The sequence below is a fragment of the Aggregatibacter sp. HMT-949 genome (assembly GCF_041734645.1).
Taxonomy (GTDB): Bacteria; Pseudomonadota; Gammaproteobacteria; order Enterobacterales; family Pasteurellaceae; genus Rodentibacter.
Genome location: NZ_CP162010.1, coordinates 1,355,320 through 1,371,895 on the forward strand (window position 1 = coordinate 1,355,320; position 16,576 = coordinate 1,371,895).

At 45.4% G+C, this 16,576-nt stretch carries 11 protein-coding genes and 2 rRNA genes; 3 read left to right on the forward strand and 10 right to left on the reverse strand.

What is annotated here, in order from left to right; all coding sequences use genetic code 11:
* Nucleotides 1-30: 30 nt before the first annotated feature.
* Nucleotides 31-300, forward strand: a complete 270-nt coding sequence (gene yedF / locus AB3F25_RS06295) for a sulfurtransferase-like selenium metabolism protein YedF (RefSeq protein WP_373603020.1) — start codon at nucleotides 31-33, stop codon at nucleotides 298-300.
* 91 nt (nucleotides 301-391) lie between these two features.
* On the opposite strand, the gene purF is transcribed toward yedF, so the two are convergent.
* From purF to yfbV, 3 genes are all read right to left on the reverse strand, one after another.
* Nucleotides 392-1,909, reverse strand: a complete 1,518-nt coding sequence (gene purF / locus AB3F25_RS06300) for an amidophosphoribosyltransferase (protein WP_373603021.1) — start codon at nucleotides 1,907-1,909, stop codon at nucleotides 392-394.
* Nucleotides 1,910-1,919: 10 nt separating this feature from the next.
* On the reverse strand, nucleotides 1,920-2,411 hold the full coding sequence (locus tag AB3F25_RS06305; RefSeq protein WP_373603022.1) for a CvpA family protein: 492 nt from the start codon (nucleotides 2,409-2,411) through the stop codon (nucleotides 1,920-1,922).
* A gap of 109 nt (nucleotides 2,412-2,520) precedes the next feature.
* Nucleotides 2,521-2,964 (reverse strand): terminus macrodomain insulation protein YfbV, encoded by a 444-nt coding sequence (gene yfbV, locus AB3F25_RS06310; RefSeq protein ID WP_373603023.1) that lies wholly within the window; start codon nucleotides 2,962-2,964, stop codon nucleotides 2,521-2,523.
* 219 nt (nucleotides 2,965-3,183) lie between these two features.
* Between yfbV and AB3F25_RS06315 the strand changes: the two genes are divergently transcribed.
* Nucleotides 3,184-4,386 carry an acetate kinase gene (locus AB3F25_RS06315; RefSeq protein WP_373604344.1) on the forward strand — a complete coding sequence of 401 codons (1,203 nt, stop codon included), beginning with the start codon at nucleotides 3,184-3,186 and terminating at the stop codon, nucleotides 4,384-4,386.
* A gap of 67 nt (nucleotides 4,387-4,453) precedes the next feature.
* The gene (gene pta, locus AB3F25_RS06320) at nucleotides 4,454-6,589 is read left to right on the forward strand and encodes a phosphate acetyltransferase (RefSeq protein ID WP_373603024.1); all 2,136 of its coding nucleotides are present in this window, start codon (nucleotides 4,454-4,456) and stop codon (nucleotides 6,587-6,589) included.
* A 180-nt stretch (nucleotides 6,590-6,769) separates the two neighbouring features.
* On the opposite strand, the gene rnd is transcribed toward pta, so the two are convergent.
* The 7 genes from rnd to AB3F25_RS06355 form a co-directional block, all read right to left on the reverse strand.
* Nucleotides 6,770-7,921, reverse strand: coding sequence for a ribonuclease D (gene rnd, locus AB3F25_RS06325; protein WP_373603025.1), 1,152 nt, complete (start codon nucleotides 7,919-7,921; stop codon nucleotides 6,770-6,772).
* Nucleotides 7,922-7,977: 56 nt separating this feature from the next.
* Nucleotides 7,978-9,666 carry a long-chain-fatty-acid--CoA ligase FadD gene (fadD, locus tag AB3F25_RS06330; protein ID WP_373603026.1) on the reverse strand — a complete coding sequence of 563 codons (1,689 nt, stop codon included), beginning with the start codon at nucleotides 9,664-9,666 and terminating at the stop codon, nucleotides 7,978-7,980.
* Between the two features lie 44 nt (nucleotides 9,667-9,710).
* Nucleotides 9,711-10,250, reverse strand: a complete 540-nt coding sequence (locus tag AB3F25_RS06335) for a Slp family lipoprotein (RefSeq protein WP_373603027.1) — start codon at nucleotides 10,248-10,250, stop codon at nucleotides 9,711-9,713.
* A gap of 27 nt (nucleotides 10,251-10,277) precedes the next feature.
* The gene (tsaB, locus tag AB3F25_RS06340) at nucleotides 10,278-11,012 is read right to left on the reverse strand and encodes a tRNA (adenosine(37)-N6)-threonylcarbamoyltransferase complex dimerization subunit type 1 TsaB (protein ID WP_373603028.1); all 735 of its coding nucleotides are present in this window, start codon (nucleotides 11,010-11,012) and stop codon (nucleotides 10,278-10,280) included.
* Nucleotides 11,013-11,024: 12 nt separating this feature from the next.
* Nucleotides 11,025-12,947, reverse strand: coding sequence for an ATP-dependent DNA helicase (locus AB3F25_RS06345; protein ID WP_373603029.1), 1,923 nt, complete (start codon nucleotides 12,945-12,947; stop codon nucleotides 11,025-11,027).
* 260 nt (nucleotides 12,948-13,207) lie between these two features.
* Nucleotides 13,208-13,323 (reverse strand): 5S ribosomal RNA (rrf, locus tag AB3F25_RS06350).
* A 188-nt stretch (nucleotides 13,324-13,511) separates the two neighbouring features.
* A 23S ribosomal RNA gene (locus AB3F25_RS06355) occupies nucleotides 13,512-16,408 on the reverse strand.
* Nucleotides 16,409-16,576 lie beyond the last annotated feature (168 nt).

Consider the following 16,576-nt stretch of genomic DNA (forward strand, 5'->3'; position numbering starts at 1 on the left):
TTATTCTTCATCAACAAAAAAGGAAATATTATGGCATTTACCGTTGTACAAAAATTAGATAAAGATCCGCAAGACATTACCCCGGATTATACCTTAGACACACTAGGTGAACCTTGCCCGTACCCGGCAATCGTCATGCTAGAGACGATGCCACAGCTACAAAAAGGCGAAATTCTGGAACTGTTAAGCGACTGCGCACAATCCATCAACAATATCCCAGTGGACACTAAAAACCACGGCTACACCTTATTGAGTGTGGAACAAGACGGCACCAAGTTGCGTTATTTAATTCAACGTTAAAAACAGCACCGCATTGGGAGCGCTTCCAATGCGGTGCTATTTTTGACCTTCAAATACAAACTGACGGTTAAATCAATCAGCGCACTTTTTCTTACCTTTCATTATGAATTTCTAAATTTGTGGCGTCTTTTTCACGCATTTTCTTCGCGCCATCATTGCGTTGCAAAGCGATATTGTCGAGATATTCCGGCGTGATATCGCCGGTTACATATTCACCGGTGAAGACGGAACAATCAAAGCCTTGAATTGCCGGATTTTCTTGTTGCACAGATTCGGTGAGCGCACTTAAATCTTGGAACACCAATTTATCCACACCGATCAATTTCGCAATTTCATCGACATCGCGGCCATAAGCGATCAATTCGTCTTTGCTCGGCATATCAATGCCGTACACGTTCGGATAACGAATTTCCGGTGCGGCGGAGGCAAAATAAATTTTCTTCGCGCCGGCTGCGCGCGCCATTTCCACAATTTGCTCGGAAGTGGTGCCACGCACAATGGAATCATCCACCAACAACACATTTTTATCTTTAAATTCCGCTTTGATGGTATTGAGTTTCCGGCGCACGGAACTGATACGTTGCGCCTGACCCGGCATAATAAAGGTGCGTCCTACGTAACGGTTTTTTACAAAACCTTGGCGATACGGCTTGTTTAAAACGTTGGCGATTTGTAACGCAATGTCGGTGGACGTTTCCGGTACGGGAATCACCACATCGATATTTTCCAGTTCATTTTGCCATTCACGCGCGATTTTTTGGCCGAGTTTTTCCCCCATATGAACGCGTGCGGCGTACACGGATACACCGTCCATAATAGAATCCGGCCGGGCAAAATAGACATATTCAAAGATGCACGGATTTAGCACCGCATTGACGGCGCATTGTTGTGCGTACAGCTTGCCATCGAAAGTCACGTAAACCGCTTCGCCCGGCGCCACATCGCGCACGAAATCAAAACCGGCAACATCTAACGCCACGCTTTCCGACGCGAACATATATTCGGTTTGACCGTTTTCTTCGCGTTTACCCAAAACCAGCGGTCGAATACCAAAGGGATCGCGAAACGCCACCATGCCGTGACCGATAATCATCGCCAAGCACGCATAGGCGCCGCGCACATCTTTGTGGGTTTTGCTCACTGCGTAGAAAATATCTTGCGGATCAAGATGATCTTGCGGAATGTTGTCGAGGTGATTGGCGAGAATATTAAGCAACAGCTCAGAATCGGAATTGGTGTTGACATGACGACGTGCGCTTTTAAACACTTTTTCTTTGAGTTCGGCGGAATTGGTGAGATTGCCGTTATGCACCAACGTCACGCCGTAAGGCGAATTGACATAAAACGGTTGTGCCTCCGAGACGCTGGAACTGCCCGCCGTCGGATAACGTACGTGTCCCATGCCGGCATTGCCTTGTAAGCGTAACATATGTTCTTGTCTGAAAATGTCGCTGACCAAGCCATTGGCTTTGCGCAAACGGAAGCGATTCTCGTCGTCCACCGTGACGATACCGGCGGCATCTTGTCCGCGATGTTGCAACAACGTTAACGCTGCATAAATAGATTCATTAACCGGATTTTGACCGATGATCCCGACAATACCACACATTTCATGACCCTTATTGATTAAGTGTTGAATTTAAGAAACTGGAACTTTGTTGAAGCTGTTGAAAAAACCATTCAATAATAAAGCCGAAGTGCGGAATCAATTTTGATTCTTTCCACCACTCGGTTTGTTCAAAATTGGTGAAGGTATCCAAGAAAAATAAAACGGCAGCCACAATTAACACGCCACGCAATAAACCGAAAGCCGCACCTAACACACGATCGGTACCGGTTAAACCGGTTTTATCCACTAGCTGGGCGATCACAAAATTAACGATGGCGCCGACGATTAACGTCAATACAAATAAGATCCCGATCGCTGTGCCGTTACGAATATATAAGGAGTCGATTTGAGTCAAATAAGCAGCAAGAGATGGGTAAAACTGGCTGGCGACGATAAACGCCACCACCCAGCTGGCAAGGGACAGCACTTCGCGTACAAAACCGCGCAGTAAACTGACGATAATAGAAAAAGCGATGATGCCGATAATAATGTAATCAATCATTAAAAAATCTCTCAATAAAAAAGAGCTGCCTAAGCAGCTGCGGTATTCTACAAAAAATAAAGTAAAAAAGAAAACGTTTGCGTAAGATTAATTCGGCACGTAGATTCGGTCAGAGCTCCTGCCAAAATGCGCGATCCAATCGATTTTGCGCTTTCTTTAAAACTTCGGCCAAATGTTGGTATGTCGGTTGCTCTTGCACCAAAGGCAAAGGTTCATGGATTTTATTCAAACGTTCACAAATATGATAAAACCAAGCCGCACTTTGCGCTTTCAACGGTGAAGCGGCGCGTTTACCTAACCAATAAAGCCCTTGCAAGGGAATCAACAAGGCCAAAAATGCCGTCATAATTGCAAGCGAAAACGCCATTAAATCCGATTTGGCGTAAAGCTGTTGCCACACAACAGAAAACACAGCGATGATCGGCATGGTTTTCTGCGCAAAACGCGTCGTTTTCATCACACGATTTTCCGGAAAAATCATGCCTAATTTAGCCTCTTGTGGCCAAGTATTGAGATAAGTTTGCCCTTGTTTAAAAACCGAAAAAAATGACATAAAAACACCCTTAAAATAACAGTGCCTATAATACGCCAATCCACCGTAACTTACTATCTCATCGAATATTCGCTTTGCGATGCTTGAAGCCGGATTTTTTCTTTCGCTATGAATTTATTTTATTACTTAAAAGGTGTATTCTATGCACGTTTTTTTTGGTTTGCTTCAGTCGATTTATTCGAGCACGGCAAATTTCCGTCAACTAAATATAATGGGTTTATTATGTCAAAACTTGTTCTTATTCTTAACTGCGGTAGCTCCTCATTAAAATTCTCCATCCTTGATCCGATTTCAGGTGATGAAAAATTATCAGGTTTAGCTGAAGCGTTCTATTTGCCGGAAGCACGTATTAAATGGAAATTGCACGGTGAAAAAGGACAAGCGGACTTAGGCGCCGGTGCAGCGCACGCGGAAGCGTTAAACTTCATCGTAAAAAATATTTTCAGCAAAGATGCTGAACTACAAAACGGAATTTGCGCAATCGGTCACCGTATTGTTCACGGCGGCGAAAAGTTAACCAAATCAATGATCGTAACGGATGACGTGGTAAACGAAATCGAAAACGCCATTCAATTCGCTCCGTTACACAACCCAGCGCACTTAATCGGTATTCGTGAAGCATTTAAATTATTCCCGCATTTAAAAGACAAAAACGTCGTCGTATTCGATACCGCATTCCATCAAACTATGCCGGAAGAAGCTTACCTTTATGCGCTTCCGTACTCTTTATATAAAGAACACGGCGTTCGTCGCTACGGTGCACACGGTACCAGCCACTATTTTGTCAGCCGTGAAGCGGCGAAACGTTTAAGCATTGCCGAAGATAAAGTTAACGTCATCACTTGCCATTTGGGTAACGGCGGTTCTGTATCTGCCATTCGTCACGGCCAATGTATCGATACCTCCATGGGCTTAACACCATTAGAAGGTTTGGTAATGGGCACCCGTTCCGGCGATATTGACCCGGCAATTATGTTTTACATGCACAACACGCTCGGTATGTCGGTAGAAAAAATCGAAACCACATTAACCAAAAAATCCGGTCTTTTAGGTTTAACCGAAGTCACCAGCGACTGCCGTTACGCGGAAGATAATTACGAAAAAGAAATCCCAGCAAAACGCGCATTAGATGTTTACTGCTACCGTTTAGCCAAATATATCGGTTCTTACATGGCGGTAATCGGTGAACGTTTAGATGCCATCGTATTTACCGGCGGTATCGGCGAAAATTCAGCTCATGTGCGTGAAATCACCTTAAATCACTTAAAACTTTTCGGTTACCAAATTGATCAAGAACGTAATCTTGCAGCGCGTTTCGGTAACGAAGGCATCATCACCAAAGAAGGATCGCCGATTGCGATGGTACTTCCAACTAACGAAGAATTAGTGATCGCGCAAGACACCGCAAAACTTTGTTTCTAATTTCACTCCAAACTGCCGAATTTTTTCGGCAGTTTTTATTTATAACTCAATCAAGTTAAGGTTTATTATGTCCCGTACAATTATCCTTATTCCCATCAGCGCCGGTGTAGGCTTGACCAGCGTTAGTCTCGGCTTAATCCAATCTTTGGAACAAAAAGGCGCGAAAGTTGGTTTTATGAAACCAATTTCTCAACCGAACTCCGGAGAAGATCAATTAGACCGAACAACCTCCATCGTTCGCACCAGCACCGCATTGGAAACCGCCGAACCCTTTATGCTTAGCGTGGCGGAATCACTAATCGGTCAAAACCAATCCGATGTATTACTAGAAAAAATCGTTGAAAATCACCAACAACTGGCGAAAAACAGCGAAATCGTAGTGGTCGAAGGCTTAATCCCGACCCGCAAGCACGGCTATGCCAATAGCATTAACTACGAAATCGCCCAAGCATTAGATGCCGAAATCATTTTAGTGGCAGCGCCTGCAACCGAAACTCCAGCGGAGTTAAAAGAACGCGTAGAAGCGGATGCCTCGTTATTTGGCGGCAAAAACAACCCGAATTTATTAGGTGTCGTGATTAATAAATTTAACGCACCGATTGACGAATCCGGTCGTACCCGTCCGGACTTAACCGAAATTTTCGATTCTTTCCAACACAGCCATAATAGCGAAAGCGAATTAACTAAATTATTCGCCACCGGTTCAATCAAACTCCTTGCTTGCGTGCCTTGGTCCGCCGAATTAATCGCAACTCGCGCAATAGACCTAGTAAAACACTTAGGCGCGGCTATTATCAATGAAGGTGATATTAATCGTCGTATTCGTGGTATCACTTTCTGCGCCAGAAGCCTACCAAACATGGTGGAACATTTCCGTGCCGGTAGCTTGTTAGTAGTTTCTGCCGATCGTCCGGATGTGATTGTCGCGGCAGCACTTGCGGCTTCCAACGGCATAGAAATTGGCGGGATGTTATTAACCGGCGGATACAAAATTGATGCACAAATCAATAAACTTTGCCAGCACGTATTCGAAAGCAGCAAATTGCCGATTTTCCGCATTGAAGGCAATACTTGGCAAACCGCATTAAGTTTACAAAGCTTTAATCTTGAAGTTCCGGTTGATGACAAAGAACGTATCGAAAGCATTAAACGTTATATGAGCGAGCAATTCAACGCCGAATTTATCAATGGCCTCGTTGCCGGCTCCACCCGTTTACGTCGCTTATCACCACCGGCATTCCGTTTCCAATTAACCGAACTTGCTCGTGCTGCCAAAAAACGTATCGTTCTTCCCGAAGGCGATGAGCCTCGCACCATTAAAGCGGCAGCACTTTGTGCAGAACGCGGCATCGCCGAATGTATTCTTTTAGCGGATCCTGCGTCCGTGCAACGTGTAGCCGAAGCGCAAGGTGTGCAATTAGGTAAAGGTATCACGATTATCAATCCGGCTGACGTACGCGAAAATTATGTGAATCGTTTAGTCGAATTACGTAAAGCGAAAGGCATGACTGAAAGCGCAGCTCGCGAACAACTGGAAGATACGGTAGTACTCGGCACCATGATGTTGGAAGCCAACGAAGTAGATGGCTTGGTTTCCGGTGCAGTTCATACTACGGCCAACACTATTCGCCCGCCGATGCAAATCATCAAAACCGCACCGGGCAGTTCAATCGTTTCCTCTATTTTTTTTATGTTGTTACCGGATCAAGTGTTGGTATACGGCGACTGTGCGGTGAATCCGGATCCGACGGCGGAACAATTAGCCGAAATTGCAATTCAATCGGCCGACTCCGCTAAAGCCTTTGGTATCGATCCGAAAGTGGCGATGATTTCGTACTCTACCGGCACTTCCGGTAGCGGTGCCGATGTCGAAAAAGTGAAAGAAGCAACCCGTATCGCGAAAGAAAAACGTCCGGATTTACTTATCGACGGTCCGTTACAATACGATGCGGCAGTGATGGAAGACGTCGCGCGTTCCAAAGCGCCAAACTCTCCTGTAGCGGGTAAAGCTACCGTTTTCATATTCCCTGACTTGAACACCGGTAACACCACTTACAAAGCGGTACAACGCTCTGCGGATTTAGTTTCTATCGGCCCAATGTTACAAGGTATGCGCAAACCGGTGAACGACTTATCCCGTGGTGCATTAGTTGATGATATCGTTTACACCATTGCGTTAACGGCAATTCAAGCAACACAATAATCATCAATTCTAATCAGCAATGGCCGCACTTTTGACATAAAAGTGCGGCCATTTTGTCTTGTATTCATTAAGCTTTCTTGATTTTTTAAGGCACCCAAATTGACATATCAAAACAGCACCGCATTCAGACTCTAGCGGAGTTCAATGCGGTGCTGTTTTGGCTCAACGTTTTCAATATTGCTACTCAATGGATTTGAGCAATGACAACAACTGCAAACCGATTTCGCGGCGCCAACCAAGCAATAAATCCGGCAATTTATCTTGCGGTTCGTTATACAACCAAACCCATTTGAGTAACTCTTCCAAACTGCGTTTACTCGCCAAAATTTCCAGCGTTAAGCCTTGTGGCGTAAGTTCGTAGGCTTTTTCTTGTAATAAACGCATAGCTTTTTTATAACGTGCATCATCTACGATGCGTACGATGCGTTTCGGATAATCATAAGGCGAAATGCGACGCGCTTGGGCTAAAAGCTGCAAAATCTTTTTACCGCGCACGCGAACTTCGTTGTTGGTGAGCCCTATTTCCAACATTTCGGAGGTATTACGCGGATTGTACTTCGCCACTTTCCACAAATGCTCGGATTTCACCACGTAAGAAAGCGCCAAATCACGCGTTATTGCAACTTCTTGACGCCATTTTGCGAGAATTTTTAAACGCGCCAATTCTAGCGGATTCAATTTCCACGCATTTGGAATATCTAAATAAGCAGTTTCCGCATCATATGCTTGCAATTTTTTCGTTTTCGTCAAGGCAAGCGCGCAGTCCGCCAGCACCGCATTCAACCAAGGGCCGGCCGCCAATTCTTGCTGCAAACGATGATACAGCGGCAATAAATACCACACGTCGCCAGCGGCGTAATGTAATTGACTTTCAGACAATGGGCGCTTGATCCAATTGGTACGTGTCGCGCCTTTATCCACATCCACGTTCAAATATTGCCGCGCCAATTTCGCCAAACCGGCCGAAGTTCCCAAACCAAGAAAACGCGCCATAATTTGTGTATCCATAATCGGTTGCGGCAGTTGGTCGAATTCCTGCAAAAACACCAGCAAATCTTCACTGCAAGCGTGCAGAATTTTGAGCACGTTTTGATCGCTCAGCAATGCTACAAAAGGCGAAAAATCCGTAATGCTTAAAGGATCAATCAAAGATACACGCTCACCGTCATACAGTTGAATTAAACCGAGTTTCGGAAAATAACTCGAGACACGCACAAATTCTGTATCTAACGCGACCACGCTTTGTTCACGCGCCGATTGACAAACATCGGCTAACGCGTAGTTACTGTTAATCAGAGAAAAACACGGTGGATTTTGACATTCTTTTATCATGGAATTTTTTCTTAGGTCGGAATAAAAATGGGATATCGCTATCCCATTTTATTGCATTAATGTGTTGGTCGTTTGGCGATTTCTTCGTCGCGTAGCACGCGGCGTAAGATTTTGCCAACGTTGGTTTTTGGCAATTCATCGCGGAACTCGATTTCTTTCGGCACTTTGTAGCCGGTCAGATGTTGACGACAATGTTGCCGCAATTCATCGCGAGTCAGGCTTTCGTCTTTTTTTACGACGAAAATTTTTATCGTTTCGCCAGAAACTTCGTGCGGCACGCCGATTGCCACCGCTTCCGCCACTTTGTAATTGAGCATGACAACATCTTCGATCTCATTTGGATAAACATTAAAACCAGACACCAAAATCATATCTTTTTTACGATCCACAATGCGTAAACTGTAACTTTCGTCCATCACCACGATATCGCCCGTCGCCATCCAACCGTCTTTCAACACTTCGTTAGTGGCCTCTGGGCGTTGCCAATAGCCTCGCATCACTTGCTCGCCTTTCACCCATAATTCACCGGGCTCCCCGATTTGCGCTTCGGAGCCATCCTCTTTAAGGATTTTAATATCCGTATTCGGCACCGGTACACCTATAGTACCGTTATGTTTCACCACATTTACCGGACAAGCGGCAATCAGCGGGGAACATTCCGTCATACCGTATCCTTCAATAATACTGCTACCGGTCAACGCATGCCAACGTGTTGCCACTGACTGCTGGATCGCCATGCCGCCACCGACGGAAAGTTTCAACGCAGAAAAGTCCACTTCTTTAAAATTTTCGTTATTTAACAACGCGTTAAACAAAGTATTCACACCGGTAATAGCTTCAAAGCGGTGCTTTTTCAGCTCTTTGACGAAACCGTCGATATCGCGCGGATTAGTGATCAAAATCGCCGTTATACCCAATTCGAGGAACAACAAACAGTTTACAGTTAAGGCAAACACATGATAAAGCGGCAGGGCTAGAATCGCCGAACGCGGGCGAGCGTGATCACCGATAAACGGTTCAGCAATCCATTTGGCTTGGAATACATTGGTAATAATATTGCCGTGTGAAAGCATTGCGCCTTTCGCCACACCGGTGGTGCCGCCGGTATATTGCAAGAACGCCAAGTCGTCACGCGCCACTTCGGGACGTACATATTGGCGATATTTACCGATGCTCAGCACTTCACGAAAGGTCACCGCATTCGGCAATTTATATTTTGGCACCAGTTTTTTGATGTATTTCACCACGAAATTCACCAAGGTACGCTTACCAAAGGAAAGCTGGTCGCCCATTCTGGTCAGAATAACGTGCTTGATATTCGTGTTAAATACCACTTTTTCCAGCGTCGAGGCGAAATTAGACACCACCACAATCGCTACTGCACCGCTGTCTTGTAATTGATGTTCTAACTCGCGCGGCGTGTAAAGCGGGTTAACGTTTACCGCAATTAAACCGGCGCGCAAAATACCAAAAAGCGCGATAGGATATTGCAATAAATTCGGCATCATTAATGCCACGCGGTCGCCATGTTTTAATTTAAATTCATTTTGTAAATAAGCAGCGAAAGCGCGGCTACGTTCTTCTAATTTACGGAAAGTGAGCACTTGCCCCATATTAATATATGCCGGACGATCGGGATGTTCGCGCACCGCTTTGTCAAACATATCTAAAATTGATTCATATTTCGAAGTATCCAGAAATTTTTCTGCACCTTCCGGATAATTTTGAAACCATATTTTTTCCATTTTTAACCTTATAATATTGGAAAATTGACGGCGGATTCTATCATCTAATTTAAATAATAGCGAATTTCCGGCTCGCTGTACCACGGGCGATGAGGCCAGCCCCAAAAACCCCAATCATCCCAATCGTCAGTAGGATAATAATAACTTTTCGTTAATCTCCAAAGGCGATATTTTTCAATTTGAATAACCGGATAAGTATAATTTGCTTGCTCGATGTTGCCTTGCTGTTTACCGATTATTTGACCGCCGAGCGTAATATAACGATCTTTTAAATTTTCCGGATCAATAAAACCATTCAAATACGCGATAAAACGCCCGTCTGATTGCGATTCTACAAGCGGTTCGCCGGAATAGTCGGAAACCGGTAAACTCAACACTTCGATTTTAGTTTTATTCGGCAAAACCTCAAAACTCATAATTTTTCCGCCCAAACGCACCGATTGACAACGGCAATTCAAATCTTGTGGCGAAATTGCACGATATTGGGTGATGGAAAATCGTTCTTTTTCTAAACCTTGCGGCACTGAAACGCATCCGCTTAAACACAAAAGCACGGTTAACAACAAGTATGTTTTTCCTTTCATAAGATTCTCCTTATTCCGTAACCTGAACTATTCGCGCCCCGCTAATTTTTTCCAAGTCACTTCATTACGCAAATAAATCGGTTCAATCTCCAACGCCGAAATCGTTTTTTGTTGTAGCCATTCTACGCGAGCCAATTCCAACATATAACGCGCATCCGGCAATTCAATATCCGAACCTGTCAAACCTTTTGTGGCAAATTGCGCGTAAGCATTCCAACCGGTACCAACTCTCAATGCGGTGCTCGTAGCGATGTTCAATGCGGTGCTATTAACAAGCTGCACAAGTGCTTTCTCGGGTGAGCACACTTGCTCGGAAATTAGATTTTTCCAAATAAAAAATTGGCCAAAATCCGTACATTTTTTTTCACGCACCAACTGAGAAAAATAAACTTCATTCATTCGCGCATCAATCGCGGCGGCCACGTTTTCCGCTTGATACAGTTCAAAAGCCGCTTGCGCCATGGCGGTCAAATTGGAAATTGGAATCACCGGTAAATCAGCACCAAGCGCTAATCCTTGCGCGATAGCCGCCCCAACTCGTACGCCGGTAAAGCTACCCGGACCGCGCCCGAAGGCCAATGCATCAAGTTGATTCAATTTAAGTCCGGAATCTGTCAAAATTTCATCAACCATCGGCAAAATACGTTTAGCATGCGTGCGCTGCGCCAATTCGTTCAAATACGTTTTTTCACCGTTATACAATAACGCGACAGAACAAGCTTCAGTGGAAGTATCAAGCGCCAATAAAGTTAAATTCGTCATTTATGTTCTCAATTATTTATTTTGTAAAAATTGTATCACTTTGTTGAGATCTCGGGTACGGCTTGAATTAGGTAAACTTTTTAAAAAGATTTTGCCGTAATTACGCATAACAAGACGGTTATCACAAATAATGACCGCACCGCGATCCGTCACGTCACGAATTAAACGGCCGACGCCTTGCTTGAGCATAATCACCGCTTCAGGCATTTGAATCTCGTAAAAAGGATCACCACCTTGCAAGCGACAATCTTCAATGCGAGCCTTCAGCAGTGGTTCATCCGGTGCAGTGAACGGCAATTTATCGATGATCACCAAAGAAAGCGCATCGCCACGCACATCCACGCCTTCCCAAAAACTGGAAGTAGCCACTAGTACGCTATGTGGCTCTTGAATGAATTGTTCCAATAATTTGCCTTTCGAAGTTTCACCTTGTAAAAGAATGGAAAGCTCGCTATTTTCGCGGAAATATTCCGCCAAGCCGCGCATCATGGAATAGGAAGTGCAAAGCACAAAACAACGCCCGTTATTTGCTCCAATTACGGGCAGAAGCATTGCGCCAAGGAATTTTAAGGTGTGTGTTTGATTGGCATTCGGTAAATAACGTGGCACGCAAAGCAGGGATTGTTCAGGGTAATTAAACGGGCTCGGCAAAACTTTCTGCACAGCATTTTCGATGCCGAGACGCCGACAAAAATACTTGAAGGTTCCGCCGACTTCAAGCGTCGCCGAAGTAAAAATCCATGCAGCTTCTTTTGCTGCCATTTGCTCACCGAATTTATCTGCGACGGTTAACGGCGTAATATGTAAGGCGAATTGACGGCCATTGCTCTCATACCAATAACAATAGCCAGTGATATTGGTTTGCGTCAATCGTTTAAGTTGGTTTTTAACGGATTCGATACGTTCAAAAATATTATCTAATGTTTGCGAACGCCCTAAAGCCAATTTAGCCACTTCGGAAATAAATTCGATTTTTTCCTGCAATAATTCAAAGGCTTTTTTGACCGCGCTTTGAGTATACAATTCACGCCAATTTCCGCGTGCATTATTGCCTTCGCCGAGCAATAGACGAAAATCTTGCACCACTTTAAGCAAAGTATCGGATGCACTACCGAGCTGCCGTATATCTTTTAATTCAGTACGGTAAACGATATTAATATCTTTGCATAAATCAAATAATTGTCGTGAAGTTAAAGATTGTCCGAAATATTGACTCGCAATATCGGGCAATTGGTGCGCTTCATCAAATACAATCACTTCTGCATTTGGAATCAACTCGCCGAAGCCGCTCTCTTTCACCGCCATATCGGCAAAAAATAAATGATGATTAACCACAACGAGATCCGCATTGAGGGCTTTTTTTCGTGCGCTTGCTACATAACATTCAGCATAATTGGGACAATCCGTACCCAAACAACTTTCGGCGGTACTGGTCAACTGCGAAATAATTGAACTATCTTCGGCAAGTTCAATACATTCGGTAAAATCGCCGGTTTGCGTACCGTTATTCCATTTGCGTACTTTGGCTAAATCTGCCAATACCGATTTATCCCCAAGCACGCCTTGCGCAATCACTTGTTCTAAGCGTTCAAGGCAAAGATAATTAGCACGACCTTTTAATAAAGCAATTTTGCCGGTGAAATTAAGTGCCTTTTTAATTGCCGGTAGATCACGATTAAATAATTGATCTTGAAGATTTTTAGAACCTGTGGAGATAATCGTTTTTTTCCCGGCGAGCAATGCGGGCGCAAGATAAGCAAAAGTTTTACCAGTACCGGTTCCCGCTTCAATCACAAGTGAGGATTTATTCCGAATTGTCTCGCCTACGAATTGCGCCATATCCAATTGTTCGATTCGAGGACGAAAACCTTTAATCGCTCGGCCTAGCGCACCATCAATAGAGAAGATCTGGTTGATTTCTTGCTGATAATTCATTCGTTTATAAGAGGAAAAATTTGCGTCAGTTTAGCAAAATTCACCCAAAGCGTCATTGATAATCCAGCGAAGCAGAAAAAGAAAGGTTAAACGCATTGTGATTTCAGCACCGCATTGGAAACGATTATAGGCGCGCCAATTAAGCCACAGAATTGAACATCGGTTTGAGCACCGCATTGGGGCTGTTTGTCTTTCTCCCGTTTTGCGATTTTTCGCCAATAAAAAACCCCGGCCTTGTGACCGGGGTTCATTCCATATCTACCTGGCGGTGCCCTACTCTCACATGGGGAAGCCCCACACTACCATCGGCATTTCGGCGTTTCACTTCTGAGTTCGGTATGGGGTCAGGTGGGACCACCGCTCTATCGCCGCCAGGATTATTCGGTTTTAGACTTTAGACCTTGGACGTTAGCTTTATGTCTTGGTCTTGGTCTTTGTTGTCTTTGTCGTCTTTATGCTTTATGCGCACTTTTATTGGCTACAAGCTAAACTTTTATTCTGTTTTGTTTCGTTTCGTTTTTTTCGTTAGCTTCACCCGCTCTCCTAAAAACATTTGAGCGTTGTATAGTTAAGCCTCTCGGGCAATTAGTACGCGTTAGCTCAATGGCTCACACCACTTACACACCGCGCCTATCTACGTCTTAGTCTTAAACAACCCTTACTCACTTGATGTGTGGGAGAACTCATCTCTTGGCAAGTTTCGTGCTTAGATGCTTTCAGCACTTATCTCTTCCGCACTTAGCTACCCGGCTATGCGTCTGGCGACACAACCGGAACACCAGCGGTGCGTCCACTCCGGTCCTCTCGTACTAGGAGCAGCCCCAATCAATTCTCCAACGCCCACGGCAGATAGGGACCGAACTGTCTCACGACGTTCTAAACCCAGCTCGCGTACCACTTTAAATGGCGAACAGCCATACCCTTGGGACCTACTTCAGCCCCAGGATGTGATGAGCCGACATCGAGGTGCCAAACACCGCCGTCGATATGAACTCTTGGGCGGTATCAGCCTGTTATCCCCGGAGTACCTTTTATCCGTTGAGCGATGGCCCTTCCATTCAGAACCACCGGATCACTATGACCTACTTTCGTACCTGCTCGACTTGTCCGTCTCGCAGTTAAGCTTGCTTATACCATTGCACTAACCTGACGATGTCCGACCGTCATTAGCAAACCTTCGTGCTCCTCCGTTACGCTTTGGGAGGAGACCGCCCCAGTCAAACTACCCACCAGACACTGTCCGAACACCCGTTCCGGGCGCTTCGTTAGAACATCAAACGTTAAAGGGTGGTATTTCAAGGTCGACTCCATCATCACTGGCGTGACGACTTCAAAGTCTCCCACCTATCCTACACATCAAAATTCAATGTTCAGTGTCAAGCTATAGTAAAGGTTCACGGGGTCTTTCCGTCTAGCCGCGGGTACACCGCATCTTCACGGCAATTTCAATTTCACTGAGTCTCGGGTGGAGACAGCCTGGCCATCATTATGCCATTCGTGCAGGTCGGAACTTACCCGACAAGGAATTTCGCTACCTTAGGACCGTTATAGTTACGGCCGCCGTTTACTGGGGCTTCGATCAGGTGCTTCTCTTTCGATAACACCATCAATTAACCTTCCAGCACCGGGCAGGCATCACACCCTATACGTCCACTTTCGTGTTTGCAGAGTGCTGTGTTTTTAATAAACAGTTGCAGCCAGCGGGTCACTTCGACCGGTTCAACCTTCATCCGCAAGGGATTACAATCTACGCCGGCGCACCTTCTCCCGAAGTTACGGTGCTATTTTGCCTAGTTCCTTCACCCGAGTTCTCTCAAGCGCCTGAGTATTCTCTACCTGACCACCTGTGTCGGTTTTCAGTACGGTTTAGTAAAGCCTTTCGCTTAGTGGCTTTTCCTGGAAGTGTGGTATCAGTTACTTCAGCTCCGTAGAGCCTCGTCATCATCTCTCAGTGTTAAAGAAGTCCGGATTTGCCTAAACTTCCCACCTACCAACTTAAACGTGCATATCCAACAGCACGCTAACCTAACCTGCTCCGTCCCCACATCGCAGCTTTACCAAGTACGGGAATATTAACCCGTTTCCCATCGACTACGCTTTTCAGCCTCGCCTTAGGGGCCGACTCACCCTGCCCCGATTAACGTTGGACAGGAACCCTTGGTCTTCCGGCGAACGGGTTTTTCACCCGTTTTATCGTTACTTATGTCAGCATTCGCACTTGTGATACGTCCAGCAGCCCTCTCGAACTCCCTTCGTCCGCTTACACAACGCTCCCCTACCCAACAGACTTTCGCCTGATGCCGCAGCTTCGGTGCTATATTTGAGCCCCGTTACATCTTCCGCGCAGGCCGACTCGACTAGTGAGCTATTACGCTTTCTTTAAATGATGGCTGCTTCTAAGCCAACATCCTAGCTGTCTAAGCCTTCCCACTTCGTTTCCCACTTAATATAGACTTTGGGACCTTAGCTGGCGGTCTGGGTTGTTTCCCTCTCCACGACGAACGTTAGCACCCGCCGTGTGTCTCCTGAGTATCACTCTTCGGTATTCGTAGTTTGCATCGGGTTGGTAAGCCGGGATGGCCCCCTAGCCGAAACAGTGCTCTACCCCCGAAGGTGTCCGCTCAAGGCTCTACCTAAATAGATTTCGGGGAGAACCAGCTATCTCCCGGTTTGATTGGCCTTTCACCCCCAGCCACAAGTCATCCGCTAATTTTTCAACATTAGTCGGTTCGGTCCTCCAGTTAGTGTTACCCAACCTTCAACCTGCCCATGGCTAGATCACCGGGTTTCGGGTCTATACCTTGCAACTCTTCGCCCAGTTAAGACTCGGTTTCCCTTCGGCTCCCTGATTTAGTTAACCTCGCTACAAAATATAAGTCGCTGACCCATTATACAAAAGGTACGCAGTCACCCTTGCGGGCTCCCACTGCTTGTACGTACAAGGTTTCAGGTTCTATTTCACTCCCCTCACCGGGGTTCTTTTCGCCTTTCCTTCACAGTACTGGTTCACTATCGGTCAATCAGGAGTATTTAGCCTTGGAGGATGGTCCCCCCTTCTTCAAACAGGATATCACGTGTCCCGCCCTACTTGTCGTTAACTTAGTACCACGACCTGGACTTCGAGTACGGGGCTATCACCCTGTGTCGCTGTGCTTCCCAGCACATTCCTCTGTCTCTGTCGCTATCATTAACAGGCTACTTCGCTTTCGCTCGCCGCTACTGACGAAATCTCGGTTGATTTCTTTTCCTCGGGGTACTTAGATGTTTCAGTTCTCCCGGTTTGCCTCAACAAGCTATGTATTCACTCGTTGATAGTGGGCTCTTCACCCACTGGGTTGCCCCATTCGGATATCTTGGATTAAACGCTTCTTATCAACTCATCCAAGCTTTTCGCAGATTAGCACGTCCTTCTTCGCCTCTGATTGCCAAGGCATCCACCTTGTACGCTTAGTCGCTTAACTATACAACCTCAAATGCTCTTCTTACGATTTGCATTTAATAGCTATCTTTAATTCAACTAACACTCTTAAATTGCTTTTGTTCAATTCAGAGTTTTTAACAAAACATGTCGTTATTTTGTTTTACTCAGACTTTCTTTCGAAAATCTCTCGTTTTTAGCTTGTTTCCAA

Excerpts from the sequence above, each read along its gene's own strand:
- yfbV (WP_373603023.1), bottom strand. The coding sequence starts at position 2,964 with ATGTCATTTTTTTCGGTTTTTAAACAAGGGCAAACTTATCTCAATACT.
- fadD (WP_373603026.1), bottom strand. The coding sequence starts at position 9,666 with ATGGAAAAAATATGGTTTCAAAATTATCCGGAAGGTGCAGAAAAATTT.
- AB3F25_RS06305 (WP_373603022.1), bottom strand. The coding sequence starts at position 2,411 with ATGATTGATTACATTATTATCGGCATCATCGCTTTTTCTATTATCGTC.
- tsaB (WP_373603028.1), bottom strand. The coding sequence starts at position 11,012 with ATGACGAATTTAACTTTATTGGCGCTTGATACTTCCACTGAAGCTTGT.
- pta (WP_373603024.1), top strand. The coding sequence starts at position 4,454 with ATGTCCCGTACAATTATCCTTATTCCCATCAGCGCCGGTGTAGGCTTG.
- AB3F25_RS06335 (WP_373603027.1), bottom strand. The coding sequence starts at position 10,250 with ATGAAAGGAAAAACATACTTGTTGTTAACCGTGCTTTTGTGTTTAAGC.
- purF (WP_373603021.1), bottom strand. The coding sequence starts at position 1,909 with ATGTGTGGTATTGTCGGGATCATCGGTCAAAATCCGGTTAATGAATCT.
- yedF (WP_373603020.1), top strand. The coding sequence starts at position 31 with ATGGCATTTACCGTTGTACAAAAATTAGATAAAGATCCGCAAGACATT.
- rnd (WP_373603025.1), bottom strand. The coding sequence starts at position 7,921 with ATGATAAAAGAATGTCAAAATCCACCGTGTTTTTCTCTGATTAACAGT.
- AB3F25_RS06345 (WP_373603029.1), bottom strand. The coding sequence starts at position 12,947 with ATGAATTATCAGCAAGAAATCAACCAGATCTTCTCTATTGATGGTGCG.